At 42.4% G+C, this 20,274-nt stretch carries 18 protein-coding genes; 12 read left to right on the forward strand and 6 right to left on the reverse strand.

Annotation, left to right across the window (positions count from 1 at the left end; genetic code table 11):
- Positions 1 to 71: 71 nt before the first annotated feature.
- The 10 genes from QSH61_RS03395 to rpoS all read left to right on the forward strand — a co-directional run bounded on the left by QSH61_RS03395 (position 72) and on the right by rpoS (position 7,195).
- The gene (locus QSH61_RS03395; protein ID WP_045962078.1) at positions 72 to 542 is read left to right on the forward strand and encodes a DUF2947 domain-containing protein; all 471 of its coding nucleotides are present in this window, start codon (positions 72 to 74) and stop codon (positions 540 to 542) included.
- A gap of 84 nt (positions 543 to 626) precedes the next feature.
- Entirely contained in the window at positions 627 to 1,271 is a 645-nt protein-coding gene (locus tag QSH61_RS03400; protein WP_206471400.1) for a hypothetical protein, read from the forward strand.
- A gap of 32 nt (positions 1,272 to 1,303) precedes the next feature.
- Positions 1,304 to 1,597: a cell division protein FtsB gene (gene ftsB, locus QSH61_RS03405; protein ID WP_010377404.1), complete on the forward strand. Its 294-nt coding sequence runs from the start codon at positions 1,304 to 1,306 to the stop codon at positions 1,595 to 1,597.
- On the forward strand, positions 1,581 to 2,279 hold the full coding sequence (gene ispD, locus QSH61_RS03410) for a 2-C-methyl-D-erythritol 4-phosphate cytidylyltransferase (protein WP_174170335.1): 699 nt from the start codon (positions 1,581 to 1,583) through the stop codon (positions 2,277 to 2,279). The genes ftsB and ispD overlap by 17 nt, the downstream gene beginning before the upstream one ends.
- Positions 2,272 to 2,748 carry a 2-C-methyl-D-erythritol 2,4-cyclodiphosphate synthase gene (gene ispF / locus QSH61_RS03415; protein WP_010605639.1) on the forward strand — a complete coding sequence of 159 codons (477 nt, stop codon included), beginning with the start codon at positions 2,272 to 2,274 and terminating at the stop codon, positions 2,746 to 2,748. The genes ispD and ispF overlap by 8 nt, the downstream gene beginning before the upstream one ends.
- Entirely contained in the window at positions 2,745 to 3,782 is a 1,038-nt protein-coding gene (gene truD / locus QSH61_RS03420) for a tRNA pseudouridine(13) synthase TruD (RefSeq protein ID WP_174170333.1), read from the forward strand. The genes ispF and truD overlap by 4 nt, the downstream gene beginning before the upstream one ends.
- A 35-nt stretch (positions 3,783 to 3,817) precedes the next feature.
- The gene (surE, locus tag QSH61_RS03425) at positions 3,818 to 4,558 is read left to right on the forward strand and encodes a 5'/3'-nucleotidase SurE (RefSeq protein ID WP_010377409.1); all 741 of its coding nucleotides are present in this window, start codon (positions 3,818 to 3,820) and stop codon (positions 4,556 to 4,558) included.
- A 9-nt stretch (positions 4,559 to 4,567) separates the two neighbouring features.
- Entirely contained in the window at positions 4,568 to 5,206 is a 639-nt protein-coding gene (locus QSH61_RS03430; RefSeq protein WP_010605637.1) for a protein-L-isoaspartate(D-aspartate) O-methyltransferase, read from the forward strand.
- Between the two features lie 123 nt (positions 5,207 to 5,329).
- Positions 5,330 to 6,151, forward strand: coding sequence for a peptidoglycan DD-metalloendopeptidase family protein (locus QSH61_RS03435; RefSeq protein WP_102056159.1), 822 nt, complete (start codon positions 5,330 to 5,332; stop codon positions 6,149 to 6,151).
- A 63-nt stretch (positions 6,152 to 6,214) separates the two neighbouring features.
- Positions 6,215 to 7,195 carry an RNA polymerase sigma factor RpoS gene (rpoS, locus tag QSH61_RS03440; protein ID WP_010605635.1) on the forward strand — a complete coding sequence of 327 codons (981 nt, stop codon included), beginning with the start codon at positions 6,215 to 6,217 and terminating at the stop codon, positions 7,193 to 7,195.
- Positions 7,196 to 7,281: 86 nt separating this feature from the next.
- Here the strand turns inward: rpoS and QSH61_RS03445 are convergent, their stop codons facing one another.
- The 3 genes from QSH61_RS03445 to pepA all read right to left on the reverse strand — a co-directional run bounded on the left by QSH61_RS03445 (position 7,282) and on the right by pepA (position 12,587).
- On the reverse strand, positions 7,282 to 10,131 hold the full coding sequence (locus QSH61_RS03445; protein WP_206471399.1) for a valine--tRNA ligase: 2,850 nt from the start codon (positions 10,129 to 10,131) through the stop codon (positions 7,282 to 7,284).
- 20 nt (positions 10,132 to 10,151) lie between these two features.
- Positions 10,152 to 10,598 carry a DNA polymerase III subunit chi gene (locus QSH61_RS03450; RefSeq protein WP_010377414.1) on the reverse strand — a complete coding sequence of 149 codons (447 nt, stop codon included), beginning with the start codon at positions 10,596 to 10,598 and terminating at the stop codon, positions 10,152 to 10,154.
- A gap of 477 nt (positions 10,599 to 11,075) precedes the next feature.
- Positions 11,076 to 12,587: a leucyl aminopeptidase gene (gene pepA, locus QSH61_RS03455; protein ID WP_010605633.1), complete on the reverse strand. Its 1,512-nt coding sequence runs from the start codon at positions 12,585 to 12,587 to the stop codon at positions 11,076 to 11,078.
- Positions 12,588 to 12,783: 196 nt separating this feature from the next.
- Here pepA and lptF point away from each other — a divergent pair, with 196 nt between their 5' ends.
- Both lptF and lptG read left to right on the forward strand, forming a co-directional pair.
- Positions 12,784 to 13,896 carry an LPS export ABC transporter permease LptF gene (lptF, locus tag QSH61_RS03460; protein WP_102056161.1) on the forward strand — a complete coding sequence of 371 codons (1,113 nt, stop codon included), beginning with the start codon at positions 12,784 to 12,786 and terminating at the stop codon, positions 13,894 to 13,896.
- Positions 13,893 to 14,960 carry an LPS export ABC transporter permease LptG gene (gene lptG / locus QSH61_RS03465; RefSeq protein ID WP_102056162.1) on the forward strand — a complete coding sequence of 356 codons (1,068 nt, stop codon included), beginning with the start codon at positions 13,893 to 13,895 and terminating at the stop codon, positions 14,958 to 14,960. The genes lptF and lptG overlap by 4 nt, the downstream gene beginning before the upstream one ends.
- Before the next feature lie 93 nt (positions 14,961 to 15,053).
- Here lptG and QSH61_RS03470 read toward each other — a convergent pair whose 3' ends face one another.
- The 3 genes from QSH61_RS03470 to QSH61_RS03480 all read right to left on the reverse strand — a co-directional run bounded on the left by QSH61_RS03470 (position 15,054) and on the right by QSH61_RS03480 (position 20,197).
- Positions 15,054 to 15,551: an RDD family protein gene (locus QSH61_RS03470; protein WP_010605630.1), complete on the reverse strand. Its 498-nt coding sequence runs from the start codon at positions 15,549 to 15,551 to the stop codon at positions 15,054 to 15,056.
- 1,309 nt (positions 15,552 to 16,860) lie between these two features.
- Positions 16,861 to 17,349, reverse strand: coding sequence for a hypothetical protein (locus tag QSH61_RS03475; RefSeq protein WP_206471398.1), 489 nt, complete (start codon positions 17,347 to 17,349; stop codon positions 16,861 to 16,863).
- A gap of 256 nt (positions 17,350 to 17,605) precedes the next feature.
- Entirely contained in the window at positions 17,606 to 20,197 is a 2,592-nt protein-coding gene (locus QSH61_RS03480) for a hypothetical protein (protein WP_206471397.1), read from the reverse strand.
- Between the last annotated feature and the right edge of the window lie 77 nt (positions 20,198 to 20,274).

Raw genomic sequence — 20,274 nt, forward strand, 5'->3', positions numbered from 1 at the left:
AAAAAATAAAAGCCGTACGTGACGGGCTGAAATGTTATAATCCGTGCCATTAAGACTGAAGGTGTTTAAAGATGAATTATATTGCGCTGGACGATTATAAGAAAGCTTGGGTTTTCAAACATAAAGATCTTCCAATCGAAGAATCCGACCTGGCATTGATAAAACCAATGTCAGCGGCGCGCGCTGCGGTGCTTTGGAGCACTATGGTAAGCAACGAAAAAGATCACCCTGATTTCTTTGATAAAACAGATTGGGTTGGTAAAGCGGACTCATGGCAAGAAACCCTCAATTGGGAGCAGCCGTGGGAAGCGGGAGAAGCGTTTCCTGAAACTATCGAGCAATTTCTTGATTGGCAAGCTAATACCACCGTGTATTTTTGTCTCTCTCGAGATGATGTGATCGAGACCCGTTTTGACGTGTTTAAGCGATGTTGGCAGAACTTTATGTTTTTGACTGACGGTAGTTTCTTAATAGGAAAAAAACGCAGTTCGGTAGTACAATTTATGGCTGAGGGGCAAGCAAAATTAGGAACCAAGCCGTAAGCAAGTACAACTGAGCAGTTTGCTTTGATTTGAAACATGGCTAGTGTATAAAGGATGTACACCAGTCTACTAAAGTAGATTGCATTGACGGGAGGCGTTTTGGAGCAACAGCAAAATACAATCTGGTATGACGAAGCATCTCGCCTTGTATTTGCCGAGCTTGTAAACGTATTTTATGCCAGAGAGTTGCCGAAGCTTGCTGAACTCTCTGATCATACTCGCCTTCAGCGTTTGTTAAACAGCCTGCCGTATTATGTTGAGCGCGCGGCCACACATATTATTCATGGTGATGTCCCGCTTGAGCTAGATAGTTTCAATGGATGTTGGTTAGCAAAGCAAAAATCACAGCCTAAATGTGATGACGCTGCCAACGCAGCATTTTTTACCACTAAGGTGAAAGTGGGGCTGGTGGTTCCTGTGCTATATGCAGACTCGACGGGGACAACCGTAAGGCTCGACAGTGTCGACCAAGTGAATGAGGTTGACAAATTGCACTGCAACCAATTTGGCTGGTTCAGTGTCAGTGGCAATAGCTTACAAGCAAGTGATGAAGCGCGTGTACAATTGCTAAAACCGACGAAAGCGTTAATGACAGCTGCCTGTTGTGGCCATACTTGGTATTTTGGCAAAGCGGTAGTACCGAGAAGGCTGACGCTAAGAGAAATGTTACTTGCCAGTTCAATTAATTGGCCACAAGTACAAAAAACAAAAACGAGTCAACGATCCTAATCGACTCAAAAAACAGAAGTTTGGATTAAGCAATGCGATTTTTTCAGTTAGCGCTGTTGGTTTTAGCGCTATTTATTCAGTACAGACTTTGGTTCGGCCACAACGGCGTGGAGGACTACACTCGGATAAAATCCGTGGTTAAATCGCACCAAGAAACCAATGCCAACCTCAGTAAACGAAATAAATTATTAAAAGCGGATATCGACGATTTAAAACTCGGCCTCGAAGGGGTTGAGGAGCGCGCTCGTCATGAGCTCGGCATGATTAAACCTGGCGAAACTTTTATCCGTGTATTACCGAAAGTACCTCATGAAAAGAAACGATAAACTTGCAGTCGTCATCCCCGCAGCTGGGGTTGGCAGTCGTATGCAGGCGCAGATGCCTAAACAATATATTCCACTATTAGGTAAACCAATTTTAGTACACACACTGGAAAAACTAGCCGGACTTGAGTGCGTCGATCAATTTATGGTCGCCGTTTCCAAAGAAGATGGATATTTTTCATCGGCGTTACTGCCTGATAGCCGTTTTAGCCACTGCGAAGGTGGACAAGAACGTGCCGACTCCGTTTTATTGGCGCTAAAAGCATTGGCACCAAGTCGCCCTGACTGGGTGTTAGTTCATGATGCGGCTCGACCTTTAGTTGCGCTGGACGATATTCATCAGCTGATTTCACGATGTATAAACCAACAGCAAGGTGGCATACTGGCTGCCAAGGTTAAAGATACCATCAAACGCGGTACGGAGTTGGTACAGGAAACCGTACCTAGAGCGTCGTTATGGCAGGCTTTTACGCCTCAAATGTTTAGGTATGAAGAGTTATTGGCTGCGCTGGAGCTTGGACTTTCTCAAGGTGCAAATATCACAGATGAAGCATCAGCGATGGAATTACAAAATCAGCCAGTTCAACTCATTGCCGCGCGTACAGATAACATTAAGATCACAACGCCGGAGGATTTACCTCTGGCGGAGTTTATAATTCAACAACAAGGTAAACAGCATGATTAGAATTGGCCACGGATTTGATGTTCATAAATTTGGTGGAGCTGGCCCATTGACGATTTGTGGGGAAAAAATTCCTTACGAACAGGGGTTTATTGCTCACTCCGATGGTGATGTGGCAATTCATGCATTGTGTGATGCCTTGTTGGGAGCGCTTGCGCTGGGAGATATTGGTAAGCACTTTCCTGATACCGCGAGTGAATTTGAAAATATCGACAGTCGTATTTTATTACGCCGCGTGATGGAACAAGTGAAAGCGCTTGGCTATCAAATAGGCAATATCGACATCACGATTGTCGCGCAAGCACCAAAAATGCGACCACATATTGATGCGATGCGCGGTAAAATCGCAAACGACTGTGAAGCGCAGCTGGACCAAGTTAATGTTAAAGCAACCACTACTGAAAAGCTGGGTTTTGAGGGACGTAAGGAAGGGATCTCAAGCCATGCTGTGGTGCTATTGGTAAAAGCATGAAGACACTAAATTATCTTTACGGCAAACCGTTATCTGATGGCGATTATAAGTCACAACCAGAAGACTTTAGAGTCGAAGAAATTTTAGATATTCCTTTTACTGGCGAAGGTGAGCACGTTTGCTTGCAGATCATAAAAAAGGGAGAAAACACTGCATTTGTCGCTAAAAAGCTTGCAGAATTTGCTCAAATTTCACCGCGAGATGTCAGTTATGCAGGAATTAAAGACAGACACGGCGTATGTACGCAGTGGTTTAGTGTGCCGGTGCCAATTAAAAAGTCGGTAGATTTTAGTGCATTAAATAGTGACTCTATTTTTGTGGTGCAACAAATACGGCACAATCGAAAGTTAAAAACAGGCTGTCATAAGGGCAATCGCTTTGCCATTACCCTCAGAAACGTGACTGCTCCACTTGATATTCTGTCGCGTATTAATGCCGTACGCCAAGGGGTTCCTAATTATTTTGGAGAACAACGTTTTGGTCATGATGGCCACAACTTAGCCATGGCAGATAGGTTATTTGACGGCGAAAAGATCCGCGATAAAAAGCTCAGAGGGCTGGTGCTTTCAGCCGCCCGCTCTCATCTGTTTAACGAAGTCGTCAGTCGCCGCGTGGCAGAGCATGGTTTGGCAACGACTTGGCATCGTGAAATCTTTTTACTGAGCGGTAGTAACGCCTTTTTTGATTCAGAAATTGATTGCGAGCTCATCGAACGGTTACTGAATGGCGACATTTTGCTTTCGGCGCCATTGGTTGGCAAAGGTGAAAAGGGCTTGTTGCCGCAAGAGCGTGAATGGTTGGCTCCTTTCGCTAAATGGCACGAAGGGTTGGCTGAATTTGGGATGAAAAATGAGCGTAGAGCGCTTAGATTAATACCCGAAGCACTTAAAGTGAGTATGACTGACAACAGTACGCTCACCCTAGAATTCAGTTTACCAAAAGGGACTTTTGCCACGGCGCTGCTCAGAGAGCTTGTTAATCATAAAGATGCCAGTAAAAAGTTTAATAAACATGAAGAGTCGATACAGCAGTGAGATACTCATTGTCTAACAAGAAAAAGAGGTGAAATATGAAGATCCTATTGAGTAATGACGATGGTGTTCACGCCAAGGGTATTGCTATCTTGTATCAAGCGTTATCACAAATCGCGGACGTAACTGTCATTGGTCCAGATAGAAACTGTAGCGGTGCGAGTAACTCGTTAACCTTATTAAACCCGCTCAGAGCGACTACGCTAGATAATGGTTTTATCTCCGTGAATGGCACGCCCACCGACTGTGTTCACCTTGGAGTGAACAAACTGATGGATGAATTGCCGGATTTAGTCGTTGCAGGGATCAACAATGGCGCTAATCTTGGCGATGATACACTGTACTCAGGCACTGTTGCGGCGGCCACTGAAGGTCGACATGTGGGCTTGCCTGCGATTGCCGTTTCTCTTTGCTCTAAAAATGAAGCCCACTACGAAACTGCAGCGCATGTCACGGTAGAGATCATTAAAAAGCTTGCAAACCACCCGCTACCAAAAGACCAAATCATTAATATCAACGTCCCTGATATTCCATTAAGTGACTTAAAAGGGATTAAAGTCACTCGACTAGGCTCACGTCATAAAGCGGATACCATGACCGAACAAATCGACCCATGGGGCCGAAGTGTGTACTGGTATGGCACGTTAGGTCATGAAAGTGACGCTGGTGAAGGCACGGATTTTCATGCTGTAAACAATGGTTATGCCGCTATCACACCACTCAAGGTGGATATGACGGCTTACGAGAGCTTAGATGCTGTGGCGAGCTGGTTATCTTAAGAGGCGTATGTGCTGAATAATTATCAGGGCAGTGCCAACGCGCTGGTGGAACTGCTAACACAGCAAGGCGTAGAAGATAAAATGGTACTCAATGCCATCGCTAACACGCCTAGACACTTGTTTGTCGATGAAGTGCTTAAACATAAGTCATATGAAAATACTGCACTTCCTATCGGTCAAGGGCAAACGATATCACAACCTTTTATCGTCGCAAAAATGACTGAAGTGTTAAAACAAGTGGGTGTTAAAGGGCGCATTTTGGAAGTGGGGACGGGCTCTGGTTATCAGACCGCCATACTGGCACAAGTGTTTGAACAGGTTTTTAGCATCGAGCGGATCAAGTCGCTGCAGTGGCAAGCGCGCAGAAGGCTGCATTTGCTGGATTTATACAATGTTACCATGAAACATGGTGACGGTTGGAAGGGCTGGGCTTCAAAAGCGCCCTTTGCGGGGATCATTGTTACAGCCGCAGCACAATCAGTTCCAGATGATTTGTTGACGCAACTAGAAGATGGCGGTGCCATGGTCATTCCAATTGGGATTGAAGAGCAAATACTCACGTTATTTGTTAAACAAGGTGAGCAGTTTATTCGCCATGCTCTAGCTCCCGTGCGCTTCGTGCCTTTAATCGCTGGCGAAGTCGGTTAATTTGCTGGTTTTAAAAACAACTCCATAAAATATAACTATTTTTCCAGTAGAATGTGAAAACCAAGCAAAATTAAGTTAGATTGATATGATAGTCGTTGATAGTAGCACTGGAAAATATAAGTAATGCGCAAGTCTCAGGTCATCATATCGATTTATTTAAGCGGCCTGCTTGTTGCCTGTTCGTCGAATCATACGCCTGCACCTGTAACAACTTTATACTCTGGTAAGACCACTTCGTCACATAAAATTAATATTAACGGAAGCAGTTACAAAGTAAAAAAAGGCGATACTTTATTTGCAATTGCATTTAGCGCGAACAAAGATGTAAGAACACTTGCGAAAATCAATAAAATTAAGCCTCCGTACACGATCTATCCCAATCAGATCATTCGTCTAGAATATCCCAGAAATAAAAACAAAAAGAACATAAAATACACGAAAGTAAACCACAAGTCTCAGTCTTTAAAACAAAAAAGTAACAAAACCTCCAAAAAAGAGCTTGATAAGCCAAATCAACGAGAGTATGTTCAAAGACAAGCCACACAAAAATCTAGTAGTACCAAGGCTTTGTATAATAATAAGGTACTATGGAAATGGCCTGCTGAAGGCAAGGTGACTCGTCACTTCTCTGTTAAAGAGAATGGTTATAAGGGATTGGAGATCTCAAATAAACTGGGCACTTCAGTTAAGGCTGCTGCTGGCGGTGTAGTTGTATATGCAGGGAGTGCGTTGCGTGGGTATGGCAATTTAATCATTCTGAAACATACAGATGATTATCTAAGTGCGTATGCCCACAACGCTAAGTTACTCGTCAGAGAACAGCAAAAAGTTAAAGTTGGGGAAAAAATTGCCGAAATGGGTAGTACAGATGCTTCTAAGACGGCGCTTAGGTTTGAGATCCGTTTTAAAGGTCAAGCTGTAAACCCGGCAAAATACTTGCCATAAAGTAATGCGAGTACATCGATTGGTTCGAGTACCCTTACTTTTATTCGCTTGGGGAGAATACTTATGGCTCACACTGCAAAATTACCTACAAAATCTACTCCTGAGTTAGACAAGCTCGAAGATGATAATATTGACGAACCGAAAGACGAATTACTTGAAGACCTCGAAGACGACGAAGAAGTTTTTGCCAAAGAAGAAGTGGTTAAAAACTTAGATGCCACTCAACTCTATTTAGGTGAAATTGGATTTTCCCCACTGCTCAGTGCAGAAGAAGAAGTTTACTTTGCGCGTAAAGCGTTAAAGGGGTGTGAAGCCTCACGTAAACGGATGATAGAGAGTAACTTGAGATTAGTGGTTAAAATCGCTCGTCGTTATAACAACCGTGGTTTGGCATTACTTGACCTCATTGAAGAAGGTAACTTAGGTCTGATCAGAGCTGTAGAAAAGTTTGATCCGGAACGTGGATTTAGATTTTCTACTTATGCAACTTGGTGGATCCGTCAAACCATCGAACGCGCTATCATGAACCAAACTCGTACCATTCGTTTGCCAATTCATGTTGTCAAAGAGCTCAACGTTTACCTACGTACAGCACGTGAATTGACGCAAAAGTTGGATCATGAACCTACCGCAGAAGAAATTGCTGAATGTCTCGACAAGCCTGTCGAAGAAGTCAGCAAGATGCTGCGTCTGAACGAAAAGATCACTTCGGTTGATACGCCTATTGGTGGTGAAAATGACAAAGCACTGCTCGATATAATCGCGGATGAAAAGGGCGGTGGTCCAGAAACCGAAGTGCAGAGCAACGATATTAATAAGCACATTGTTGATTGGCTTGGAGAGTTAAATCCAAAACAGCGAGAAGTGCTAGCGAGACGCTTTGGTCTGCTCGGTTATGAGCCGTCTACGCTTGAAGATGTTGGCCGCGAAATCGGGCTAACGAGAGAGCGTGTAAGGCAAATTCAAGTTGAGGCATTGAGACGCTTGAAGGATATTTTACAACACGAAGGGTTAAGTACCGACAGCCTATTCGAGCAACAGTAATACTTTAATCAGTTAATGAAAAAGCCGCAATATGCGGCTTTTTTAATTTTTGCAGTGGTTATAAAACCAACCAAGATAGAAAGCGATTACAAGCTTTCTATCTTTGCTTTTTGTTCAAGTAGCTTCGTTTTTGCATCGCTAAACTCAGCTAATTTTGCTTTCTCTTTAGCAAGTACCGCTTCAGGCGCATTACTTACAAACTTTTCGTTTGCGAGTTTCTTTTCAACCTGCTCAAGACCTTTTTCTGCTTTTTCAAGCTGTTTGGCAATACGTGCAAGTTCAGCTTCTACATCAATCAGACCTGCCATTGGGATCATGATTTCAAGGTCGCCGATAAACGCAGTCGCACAAGCTGGTGCTTCGTCTTTGCTTGCAAGCAAATCTACCGTTTCCAGTTTTGCCAGAGCACTTAAGAAAGCTTGGTTTTCTTCTAGACGACGTTTGTCATCTTCGCTTGCACCAGTAAGTAACACGTTTAGCGGCTTGCTTGGACTGATGTCCATTTCACCACGAATGTTACGGATAGCAATAATAAACTGCTTCACCCACTCAAGGTCTGCCATCGCTTGCGCATCAACTTTGCTTTCGTCGAATACTGGGAACGCTTCAAGCATAATTGTCTTCGCTTCGACACCTGCGATTGGTGCTACACGTTGCCAAATTGTCTCTGTGATATAAGGCATTAGTGGGTGCATCAAACGAAGTAAGCCTTCCAATACGGTGATAAGCGTATGACGTGTACCACGTTGCTGCGCTTCATTGCCTTTAAATAGAATTGGCTTAGTTAGCTCTAGATACCAGTCACAGAATTGGTTCCATGTGAACTCATAAATGGTATTTGCCGCAAGGTCAAAACGATAGTTATCTAAGTGCTCAGAGAACACCTTAACTGTATTTTGGAATTGGCCTAAAATCCAACGATCCGCTAGAGAATACACTTTTTCGTTATCGTTGAAGCCACAGTCTTGTTCTTCTGTGTTCATCAATACATAACGGCTAGCATTCCACAGCTTGTTACAGAAGTTACGGTACCCTTCAAGACGGTTCATATCCCAGTTGATATCACGTCCCGTTGATGCCATTGCTGCAAGAGTGAAACGCAATGCATCAGTACCGTGTGCTTCAATACCATCGACAAATGTTTTGCGCGTATTCTTCTCGATTTTTGCCGCAAGCTGTGGCTGCATCATGTTGCCAGTACGTTTTGTCACTAGGCTCTCAAGATCGATACCGTCAATCATGTCTAGTGGATCTAACACGTTACCTTTTGACTTAGACATCTTATCGCCATTTTCGTCGCGAATAAGGCCAGTCACATAAACGGTCTTAAATGGAACTTGAGGTTTACCATCTTCATCTTTGATGAAATGCATGGTCATCATGATCATGCGAGCTACCCAGAAGAAGATAATATCGAAACCAGTAACTAGGGTATCTGAAGGGTGGAATACCTTTAGATCTTCTGTGTTTTCAGGCCAACCTAATGTTGAGAAAGTCCACAGTGCAGAAGAGAACCAAGTGTCTAGCACGTCTTCATCTTGGGTCAGCGCCACATTTGCATCAAGGTTATGGTTTTGACGAACTTCTGCTTCGTCACGACCAACATATACATTACCTTCGCTGTCATACCATGCCGGGATCCTGTGGCCCCACCAAAGTTGACGGGAAATACACCAGTCTTGAACATCACGCATCCAAGAGAAGTACATGTTCTCGTATTGCTTAGGTACAAATTGAATATCGCCATCTTCTACCGCTTTTACCGCAGGCTCAGCAAGAGGAGCAACGCGAACATACCACTGATCGGTAAGTAGTGGCTCGATTACTACGCCAGAGCGGTCGCCGTAAGGAACGGTTAGACTGTGATCGTCGATTTTCTCAAGTAGACCAAGCTGCTCAAACTCATCAACGATTTGCTTACGCGCATCGAAACGGTCAAGGCCGTGGAAACGCTCTGGAATTGGTGCATCCATCGCTTCAAGTGGCTTACCATCAAAAGTAAAGCACTCACCCGTATTTAGAACTGCCGCGTCTTTGTTGAACACGTTGATCATTGGCAGCTCATGGCGCTTACCAACTTCGTTATCGTTGAAGTCGTGTGCCGGCGTGATTTTTACGCAGCCCGTGCCTTTTTCCATATCTGCATGTTCATCGGCAACGATAGGAATGCGACGGTTGACGATAGGAAGTAGAATTTCTTTACCAATTAAGTCTTGGTAACGTTCATCATCCGGGTTGACTGCAACGCCAGTATCACCAAGCATGGTTTCTGGACGAGTGGTTGCTACGATAATGTAGTCTTTACCATCTTTAGTGGTTACGTCATCCGCAAGTGGATAGCGCAAATTCCACATATGGCCCTGCTTGTCTTTATTCTCAACTTCTAAATCAGAAATTGCAGTGTGTAATTTAGGATCCCAGTTAACTAGACGCTTACCACGGTAAATTAAGTCATCTTGATATAGGCGAACGAATACTTCTTTTACTGCTTCAGACAAGCCGTCATCCATCGTAAAACGTTCTCTATCCCAATCTACAGACGCGCCTAAACGACGTAACTGTTTGGTGATTGTGCCACCTGATTGCTCTTTCCATTCCCAGATTTTATTGATGAATTCGTCACGGCCTAAATCATGGCGTGATTTACCTTCTTCAGCTGCAAGCTTACGCTCAACTACCATCTGAGTGGCGATACCTGCGTGGTCGGTACCCACTTGCCATAGTGTGTTTTTGCCTTTCATGCGCTGATAGCGGATCAAAGTGTCCATGATAGTGTCTTGGAACGCGTGGCCCATGTGTAGACTACCTGTGACATTCGGCGGTGGGATCATAATCGAATATGCGTCACCATTGCCTGATGGCTTAAAGTAGCCATTTGACTCCCAGTCTTGATACAAAGACTGTTCAATATCTTGTGGATTGTAGGTTTTATCCATTACACAGAACCCTAAAAATGCTATTTCTCAATGTCTTCAGTGGAAATTGTTGCGCCAAGTGCACGAAGTTGCTTAAAGCGTTCTCGTGCGGCTTGCTTAGCGCTGGCTTCAACAGGCACAAAATCTATCACCTGTTCAAAGCGACGAATAAAGTCAGGGACGACCCGAGCCAGATTAATCAGCACGGGGCGACGAGCAGCAGGAGGCATAGTGCCAATTTCCACTGGTGCGCCGCCTTTGGGGCCTTCGCCTTGTAAGTTGTGGGGCACAAACCTGTCTGCGTCAAAACACCAAAGGTGCTCATCGAATAAATGAGCGTCGTCAGTATTATCGACGTTAACAAAGATACGGTGTCCAGCTTGATATAAGCTCGCCGCAGTTTGTGCTGCCAGATCAAAATGAGCCGGAACGCTAATCCCCGGCTCATCGTTTTGTTTTAACACGTAAAAGCGCGCTTTGATAGTCATGATAATAATACCAATTGCGAGGAGTACTGAGGTTTGCCACAGGCTCCACAGCTGCTCAATATCTGTAATCTTGTTTACCGTGATAGCGTAGACGAAGAAAATCAGTATGCGCGGCTTAGTTTAAAACTAATTATAGCGCCACTTAAATGCACATAAATAAGCCTGTATTCTGCCATATAAAGGCAATACCATCAATCAAGAACCAGGCGAAGAAGAATAAAATATGGCAAGTGGTGAGAAGTGCTTGAGAGGTTTAATCGCTTGGTAGCCGCGAGCAGGCGCGGGATAAACCCGCTGCTACATGTCGCGGGGTAAACCCGTTGCTACATGTCGCGGGATAAACCCGCTGCTACATGTCGTGGGGTAACCCCGCTGCTACGTGTCGCGGGATAAACCCGCTGCTACGGTTTGGATTAGCCTTTTGTAGCAGCGACTTTATGTCGCGACTTATGCTTGTTAAGTATCGCGACTAGACTATTAGTCTTGCTGCGCGTCCGTGATATTGGCGCGGTTAAGTAAGTATTGCATCAGCATAGGCACAGGACGACCTGTAGCGCCTTTGTTCTTGCCGCTGCGCCATGCTGTACCTGCGATGTCTAAATGCGCCCAGTTGTACTTTTTAGTAAATTTAGACAAGAAACACGCGGCTGTAATTGTGCCAGCTGCGCGACCACCTAAGTTCGTAAAGTCTGCAAATGGGCTCTCAAGTTGTTCTTGATAATCATCCCAAAGCGGTAGTTGCCACGCTCTGTCGCCGCTTTGCTCTGACGCTTTTAGCAAATCATGGGCAAGCGGGTTATGGTTCGATAATAAACCTGTTGCATGGCTACCAAGCGCAACAATACATGCCCCCGTTAAAGTCGCAACATCAACAACGGTTTCAGGCTCGAATGCTTCAACGTAAGTTAGTGCATCGCACAGTACTAAGCGGCCTTCGGCATCTGTATTGAGTACTTCAACGGTTTGGCCCGACATAGTGGTTAAAATATCGCCCGGACGGTAAGCATCGCCTCCAGGCATATTTTCGCAGCCAGCTAAAACGCCAATCACGTTAAGTGGCAGTTGCATTTGTACGACAGCTCGCATTAAGCCAAGCACGCCCGCGGCTCCGCCCATGTCGTATTTCATTTCATCCATCGCTTCGCCAGGTTTGATAGAAATACCACCTGAGTCAAATGTTAAGCCTTTACCCACAAACACGATTGGTGCTTGGCCTTCGTCACCACCATTATAGTGGATAACTGACATCACTGATTCGTTGCGACTGCCACGGCCAACCGCTAGGTATGAGTGCATACCCAGCTCTTCCATTTCTTGTTCGCCAACAAGGTTAACGGTAACGTTATCAAAGTCTTCAACCAACTGTTGTGCTTGCTCGCCCAAATAACGAGGGTTGCAGATGTTTGGCGGCATATTAGCAACGTCTTTACACAGCTTACTACCTGCTGCGATAGCAAGACCGTGCTCAATCGCGCTTTCACCGATTGTTAATTCACGACGCGTTGGTACGTTAAAGACGATTTTACGTAGCGGGCGTCTAGCCTCACTCTTTTTGCTTTTTAGTTGGTTAAAGGTATACAGGCAATCTTGCGTGGTTTCGACCGCTTGGCGAACTTTCCAGTAAGTATCACGACCTTTAACATGTTGCTCAGTCAGAAAACATACCGCTTCCATTGAGCCAGTTTCATTTAACGTATTGATGGTCTTAGAGATGATTTGTTTGTATTGTTTATCGTCGAGCTCTCTTTCCTTACCACAACCCACCAACAAAACGCGTTCGCTGAGTACATTTGGTACATGATGAAGAAGTAGAACTTGTCCTGGTTTGCCTTCAAGATCACCACGTCTGAGTAAATTTGAGATATAGCCTTCGCTTATTTTATCCAGCTGTTCACCAATTGGTGAGAGACGGCGTGGCTCGTATACACCTACAACAATACATGCGCTACGCTGTTTCTCTGGACTACCACTTTTAACGCTGAATTCCATTGCGACTCCTGAGTCTTTGTCATGTCATTTTGAACTTTTTATGCCTGCACACTTTCCTACATTAAAGTCATGAATATGCTTTAACCTTAGGTAGGATATTCCGGCGCATTGACATATAATAAAGTGACTAAAATAATCAGTTTACTCAATTTTTCCCACTATTCCAGTGAAACAAGACGTTTTATAGGGACGAACATTGCTTATTTTCCGCTATTTAACGGGTGAAGTACTAAAATCTCAGGTTGCGGTTTTTCTCACCTTAATGACAATATTTTTGTCACAAAAGTTTGTACTCATTCTGAGCTCAGCGTCTGAAGGGAGTATACCGGGTAAGTTAGTACTTGCTATGCTTGCGTTGAAACTGCCACAGTTGGCCGGATATATTTTACCGCTTAGTCTCTTTCTAGGGATCATTTTAGCCTATAGTCGCATCTACGCCGACAGTGAAATGACGGTACTGCGCGCTTGCGGGGTCAGTGAGTGGTATGTGGTTAGGGTGACTTTAGTCTCTAGTGTGTTTTTTGCATTACTGGCCGCTTGTGTGAGTATGTATATTGCACCTTGGGCGAGCGAAAAAGAGTACCAATTAAGAGAGCAAGCCGATGCGGAGTCGGGGCTTTCTACTCTCAGAGCCGGTAGGTTTCAGCAAACGGGCAATGAAAAAGCGGTGGTATTTGTTCACGGCATTAGCGAACAAGGCCGTGAATTAGACAAAGTGTTTGTCGCGCAATTGCCCGAGAAGGACTCAAATCAAGCCGCTCGTCTAGTGTATGCGCAAAAAGGTGAAGTGATTGAGCTTGATAGTGGTGAGCAGCAACTACTCCTTCATGAAGGTAAGCGTTACGAGACTGATGGCTTCAGCCAAGCACTTAATCGCACTGAATTTGGTACTTATCAAGTGCAAATTAAAGAACAAGAAATTGAACACCAGCGCCGTAAATTAGAGGCTATTCCAAGCTTACAGTTACTTGAAATGGATACGCCAGAAGCAAAAGCGCAATTTCAGTTGCGATTGTCGGTGCCTATTTCCATTTTGTTACTCACTCTATTGGCTGTGCCTCTGAGTGTGGTAAACCCGAGACAAGGCAAGTTCGCTAAGCTCGTGCCAGCAATTACCCTGTATTTGGGTTATTTCATTTTACTCAATGCAGGCAAGTTTTTGTTAGCTGAAGAAAAAGTACCAGCCTCAGTCGGTCTCTGGTGGATCCACTTAAGTGTGCTCTTTATTGGCGTTTATTTAATTGCGAAAGGAAGGCCTTTTGGTGTGTGGGTTCGCTCGGTATTTATGAAACGGGAGACGACGGTATGATGAAGACGCTAGATTGGTATTTAGGGCGTAGCATCTTACAAACCACAGGTTTCGCGCTATTAGTTTTTGTTGGGATCAATACGCTTATTAAGTTTATTGAGCAACTGCGCTCGGTTGGTCGTGGCAGCTATGATTTACTCGGTGCCATGCTCTATACCATTTACAGCATGCCAAGCGATATCGTGGTATTTTTCCCGATGGCTGCGCTGATAGGTGGACTGATTGGGCTTGGTGCACTTGCCTCAAGCAGTGAACTAATTGTGATGCAAGCGGCTGGGTGGTCGCGTTTTCAAATTATTATGTCGGTGATGAAAACGGCAGTGGTGCTTGCACTACTGATGATGGCGCTTGGGGAGTGGGGCGCACCAAAAGCGGAGCAAACCGCAAAACGGTTAAAAAACGAAGCAATTTATGGCGGTGAAGTCTACAGCGCTCAGCGTGGTGTTTGGGCGAAAGATGGCGGCAATTTTATTAACATTGGTAATGTTGAAAAAAACGGTAAGCTTAAAGATATCGCGATTTATTATTTCGATGATTCACTAACACTGGCAAAAATAGTACGTGCTCAGTCGGCGCAAAGTATGTCTAACGGCTGGCAATTGCAAGACGTGGAAGAAGTACATATCGATCAACAGCAAATTACAACGCATTATTCAAAATCAATGCTCTATGAGTCTGAATTAAGCGAAGACAGATTGGGTGTCGTGTCGGTAGAGCCTGATGCTTTGTCTTTTACGGGGTTATGGTCATTTCTCGCTTATCTAAAGCAAAATGAGCAAGATTCAAGTAGCTATGAACTCGCGCTGTGGCGTAAGGTGATGCAGCCGCTGACGATTGGGGTTATGCTACTAGTGGCTTTGTCATTTATCTTCGGGCCACTGAGGACGGTGAGTATGGGCGCGCGGATTATTATGGGCGTGGTAACAGGCTTAGCCTTCCACCTGAGTAATGAAATTTTTGGCCCTATTGTGATGGTATATCAAGTTCCACCGGTGGTTGGCGCGTTAATGCCAAGCTTGTTATTTATTGGATTGGCTATCCATCTGCTGAAGAAACAAAATTAACGTTTTGAATTAAATAAAGAAATAGGCCTCATGTTGAGGCCTATATTTTTTATGGACATGGCTAATGGAATAGGCTGCTATTTGAAGCTTAGATTAATCTAAGCTGTTATAAACCTTTTTATTTTCCTCTTTGCTGAGTACTACCACTTCAGTGCCACACAGCATATCCTGGAGCGATCTTTTCTTTTTAAAGTCTAACAACACTATTAGATTACCCAGCCCAAGTAGTGCGCATAGGCTACGAGCGATTGCTTTTGGCCAAGTTAACAGCGCTCCGTCGGGGGTTTGCACTTTTAGGCGCCATGCGCGCATGCCGATAGTTTGACCGCTCTTAGTCCAAAAATAGGCAAAAAACAGCACTGAAACCAACACTAATAAAGTGGCTCTAAGTGTATATAAAATGGGATCCGCTTGGATCAGCGCCGATACGTCTTCATGATTACCAAGCGTGAGCACGTTAAATGAAATTAAGGCATTGATAGTTAGTAAAAATAACACGGTAGTCAGCATTGCGAACGCGACGACCACTAAGCTGTCGTATATAAGTGAAGCCAAGCGACGGCTGAAATTCGCTGGAGCAAAATGTGACATAACAACTCTCATAATTACAAGGTTGCGGGGTATTTTACACATAAACCGATAAAACGTTTACTGAATTACGTTAACTAATGGATTAGTAATGCCCTGTCTTTATAGCTTTGACATGAATAAAGTTGAATTTAGAGCAATATTTAACTACTTGTGTGCAAATAACAAGCAGTTAACGCCTTATTGCAAAAAAATTACTTGCCGTTCTTAATCGCCTTTGTATAATGCAAAGCATAGAGACGAAGGCAAATAAAAAAAGCCTGAGCTCAAAGTGGTTTTTCTTTATTTTCTCTTGTTTTAGAAGATGAAAGAAAAATTATGCCAGTGTGATGGAATTGGTAGACATGACGGATTCAAAATCCCAGTGTTATTTCGTTAATCTGGTCTTAAACCCTTGATTTTAAAGGGTTTAATTTGAAAAATATTAGTTTTCTTAAATTGTATATTTGTGTATATTTTAAGGTTCTAATAAAAGTTAAAGTGCCGCTATGGTGGAATTGGTAGACACAGGGGATAAACAGTGTCTGAAGTCGAAAGACTGAAAAAAATAATGAGTCCCACTTCTGAGTGATCAGAAGATTAAGAACTGGATGAATTGCTGGAAAGTCTGAACATGTAATGATGAAGATAATCAGCAGCCAAGCCTACAGAGTTAGGAAGGTTCAGAGACTACCTGAGCAGTAGCGATACAGCTTAATAACAGGAAGTAGCTTAGAGTTAATAGCTAAGTGAAACAGCGTCCAGCCCTCGCGTTAGAGGTGATGATATAGTCCGACTACTGTGAAAGCAGATAGATTTCCGTCAAAATCCCCCGCTGAAAGGCGTGACAGTTCGAGTCTGTCTAGCGGCACCATTTTTTAATTTGTCAGATACTCTTCGCATATTTATCAAATAAATACTCCCTCTTTATTCAATAAATACTTTTTATTTATTTTTTAATCAAATCCCTTTGAGCACAACAAATTACCATTTCAGCATAACTGCATAACAAATTTCACAAAGTACCATTCCTGCTGGACTACCCACATTAAGTAGGTACTTGCCCCTTGTAAAAGGCGGACCTCGATCATGGTCTCTTATGTCTGCCGAGCAAGACTGGCATTGAATTATTTTATTATCCCACTCGTACCAGTAAGGGCCGTGAGTGCGAACCATTTGTATCATTGAAATGTTTCTTTTGATCATTTCAGGTGTGTAGGAATACAGCTTAGAACCTACTAGCGATTCAATTAAATCTTCGATTAACTCGGAATCTTGCTCGATAAGTTTCTTTTTAAGCTCGCTCTGAAGCATATGGAGCCACTGGTGTTCATCAAAGCTCAACTGCATGTGTATCATCCACCTCTTTAATAAGATTAAACAGAGCAACCTCAAGCTTACAAACACTATCTTGAATAAAATCGATATCTGTAGCTGGAATAAATTTGTGAATATTGCATTTACCATCACCTTCAGGAACTTCTTCACAGCAAATAATGCAGTGCTGCTTAGATCTCTTTTCAAATAAGTGAAGTGTATTCTTATATACATCATTCGATTTTTCACCGTGCGAAAATATAGAATGATCTATTATGAAGCCTTTGGATTTTTCTTCATCAGCGTAGCGTACATCATGCACGATCAAGCGCTCTTCAAATGGTGATTTCTGTAAACGTACGCTCATATCATAACAAGCAGCTAGGAACAGCGGTACGAGACCGACATCTATATTGATTTGTTCACATATAACATTGCTGATTGATTTAACGCGATGGTGGCATTCTAAAATGTAGTTAAGATAACATTGTTTTAATACTTTCATTAAGCACCTCAATAATATAATTAACTTAATTATAAGACAAAAAAACCAAAGTTTTAGTTAATTAAAGTTTATGTATTGAGTTTTTGTTATATTATGTAATAATATAAATGAGATCATTGAAGAGAGACTGATTATCTTTCTGAGATTTCAGCTTTTGTAATAGTGCTTATGTGAAGACCCCAGTTACCTTGACTGGGGTTTTTTACATTTTAGGGTGTAAGAGATGAAGTGGTCGAGCTTGACCACTCATCTAATACTAGATAACTTGATCCAGTGGTATCTCGTCGAACTCCGAATTATCTTCACCTCTTGCGACTGCATTCAGTTCTATCATCTCTTGCTGATTAAGTTCTGTAACTCTTGCGACAGATTTTAATGATTGAGGATATGCCATATCGTAGAAGTACAACAGTTCATTTGCAGTAGCCGCAGAGATTGTCATTAAATATTCTATCTTGCCATTTTTCTTGTTTCGAATCGTTGGCTTTCTTTTTTTACTTTTGCCGCTTTCATCTATTACTTCTATGGTTACTTCAGTGACATCAAGGCCAAACTCTTTCTTCAGTAGGTTCTTTACAACCCAAGTTGAGGTGCTGATTTTTATGTGAGGGAACAGTACTTTAAATACATAAATGGCTTTCTCTGCGTGGCTTCCAAACTTAACTTCTTCATTAACTAAGAAGCTGAAGAACTCATCGTAATTTTGCTTGCTGAACTCGCCCTCTAGTGACTTATCAAGACCAAGACAACTAAATAGTTTTTTAATGATGATCGCTTTGCCTTCTTGCATGTAATACTTTGAAGTATTTCCACTATTAACTGCATATAAGTTATCAATCTTTGTTCTACCGAAACCGTCAGCGTCAAAATAGAATACTTTCTTAAAGAGTTCTTCTTCAGTACTTGAGTTAATGTTGTAGAAACGAAATACATCATCAGCATAACTAAGTCTTTTATCATCAATTTGCCGTAGCTCATCTTCTTTTTCGCTTATAGCCCCTAACTCATCCATTTTCTTAATTGCATCAAGAGTTCTATAGATTGAAAGGCGTTCATGCTTCTCATCAACTTTTGCATTGAACTCACGCTGATTTAAGGCTTTCGATGAGTGCTGATAGTTGTACTCTATTTCATAACCTTTAAGCTCAAACATTGAAAGTACATTGTTAGCGTAGTCTTGACGCATTTCGTTATTGTGTTTGATGCGATCAATAACATCTTTCGCTGCATCATTATTCTTTAATAGTTTCTCTTTACTTTCTACTTCAGTAGACAAGATGCCCTTCTTAAGCTCAGCATAAAAAATAGAATTCCAATGAACTTGAGGGGCGCTCGGTATATCGTTTATATAAATTGCTTTCATAAAATTAAGCCTGTCTCTATCAGACCATTGCAACACATCTAGGAGTGCTACAGTTTGATGGCAAATCATTGTTACCAAATCGAAATTTGAAAACATGCTAATACCATTCCTCCACACCGATGTTGATAAAACGTGATCGTATTGACTAACAAATTCTGTTGGATTTTGCATATATTTCATATTGTCGCCTTCGGCAAAGTAAGCTGCATCTACAGCAATATTTTTGATATCAAATCCTTTATTGATTTCAATATCCATTGCTCTAAACTTACTCTGACCACCGCTATGCTTACAGTCACTCAAAGTTAGTGCGCGGCCTTTGTCATTAATTGTGTTTCTTACGTTTTGAATAGCTACATTTCTGTTTGCAAAGTAAGTTAGTTTTTTAGCTGGTCTTTTGTGCTCAACAATTGGTTTTATTAATACAAGCTTTCTGCCAGTTCTTTTCACGAAGTGATCTGCTGACTGCTGGCTTAAATGAGCATCTGTTAATACAACTGTAGTTGTGTTTTTTAATGAATGGTTAAAGGCCGATTGAGCCGAGGCTTTCTCTTCTAATGAGCCTGTTTTGCCGACGATATCAGCCAGTAAAGCATCTCTACAGCTTTCATATTCTTCGAAGATGGCTAAGTCAGCACTTTCTCTAATTGTTTTGAATGCTGGCGTAAGCAGTGCTGAGTACAAACAAGAGAAGATAGTATTTTGTTTATCAATTGTTTTAGCTTCTAACGCTTTTTTATAGTTTCTTTCATCGCTACATAAAGCGTTTGTTAAAGTGATTGTTGATGTCAGCACAAGGGCTTTTCTTTTAGCTTCTTCGTTAAGCTCAACAAGCTTTTTAATGACTTCTGTTTTACCTGCTCCCATAGGACCAACTAAACCATAACCTAAGCCCGGATTGTCAAAGATGTATTTTGCCGCTTCGTCATAATTCATTTCTAATTCAACAATATCTTTACCATCAGGTCTTACTTGAATTCGACTAAGGTTCTTTGCTTTTCGTTGTGCTAGCTTTAAATCAAATTCATTCAATAAGTATTCGAATGAACTTTTTCCGTTCGAAAAAGTTAGCTTAGGGGCAGAGCGTTCAAGTATTTTCTTTGCTTCTTTAAAGCTAAATTTGCTCGGTGTTTGCTTGAATAACAAATCTAGCAGCCTGATTGCCGTATCTTTAAATAAACCTTCTTCAGTACATTGACTTGTTAACAGTATTTCAGACTCCAACTGGGTCTGTTTTTCACCAGAGTTTTTTACAAAATCAAAGAACTGACCGTTGATACAACACTTCTTCTGATATTTGATTGCTAGCTTTGCTGCACTATATGAGTTATCACCAGCAGCTACGATAATAACTGTTTGACCGTTATATATATCCTCTTCAAGTAAAGCTTGAATCTGTATGTAGTCTTCTTGATGTATTTTTGAGTAAGGTATAGCGGGTATGATTTCTGTGCGCCCTTTTATGCACAATAATACTGTCTTCATTATAATTTCGCTTTTGCAATTTTGGATTAGTGAGTGATTAGTTCACAGCTTATATTATTTAATTTATAACAAACTAA

The organism is Pseudoalteromonas sp. JC3 (genome assembly GCF_030291895.1).
Classification (GTDB): domain Bacteria; phylum Pseudomonadota; class Gammaproteobacteria; order Enterobacterales; family Alteromonadaceae; genus Pseudoalteromonas.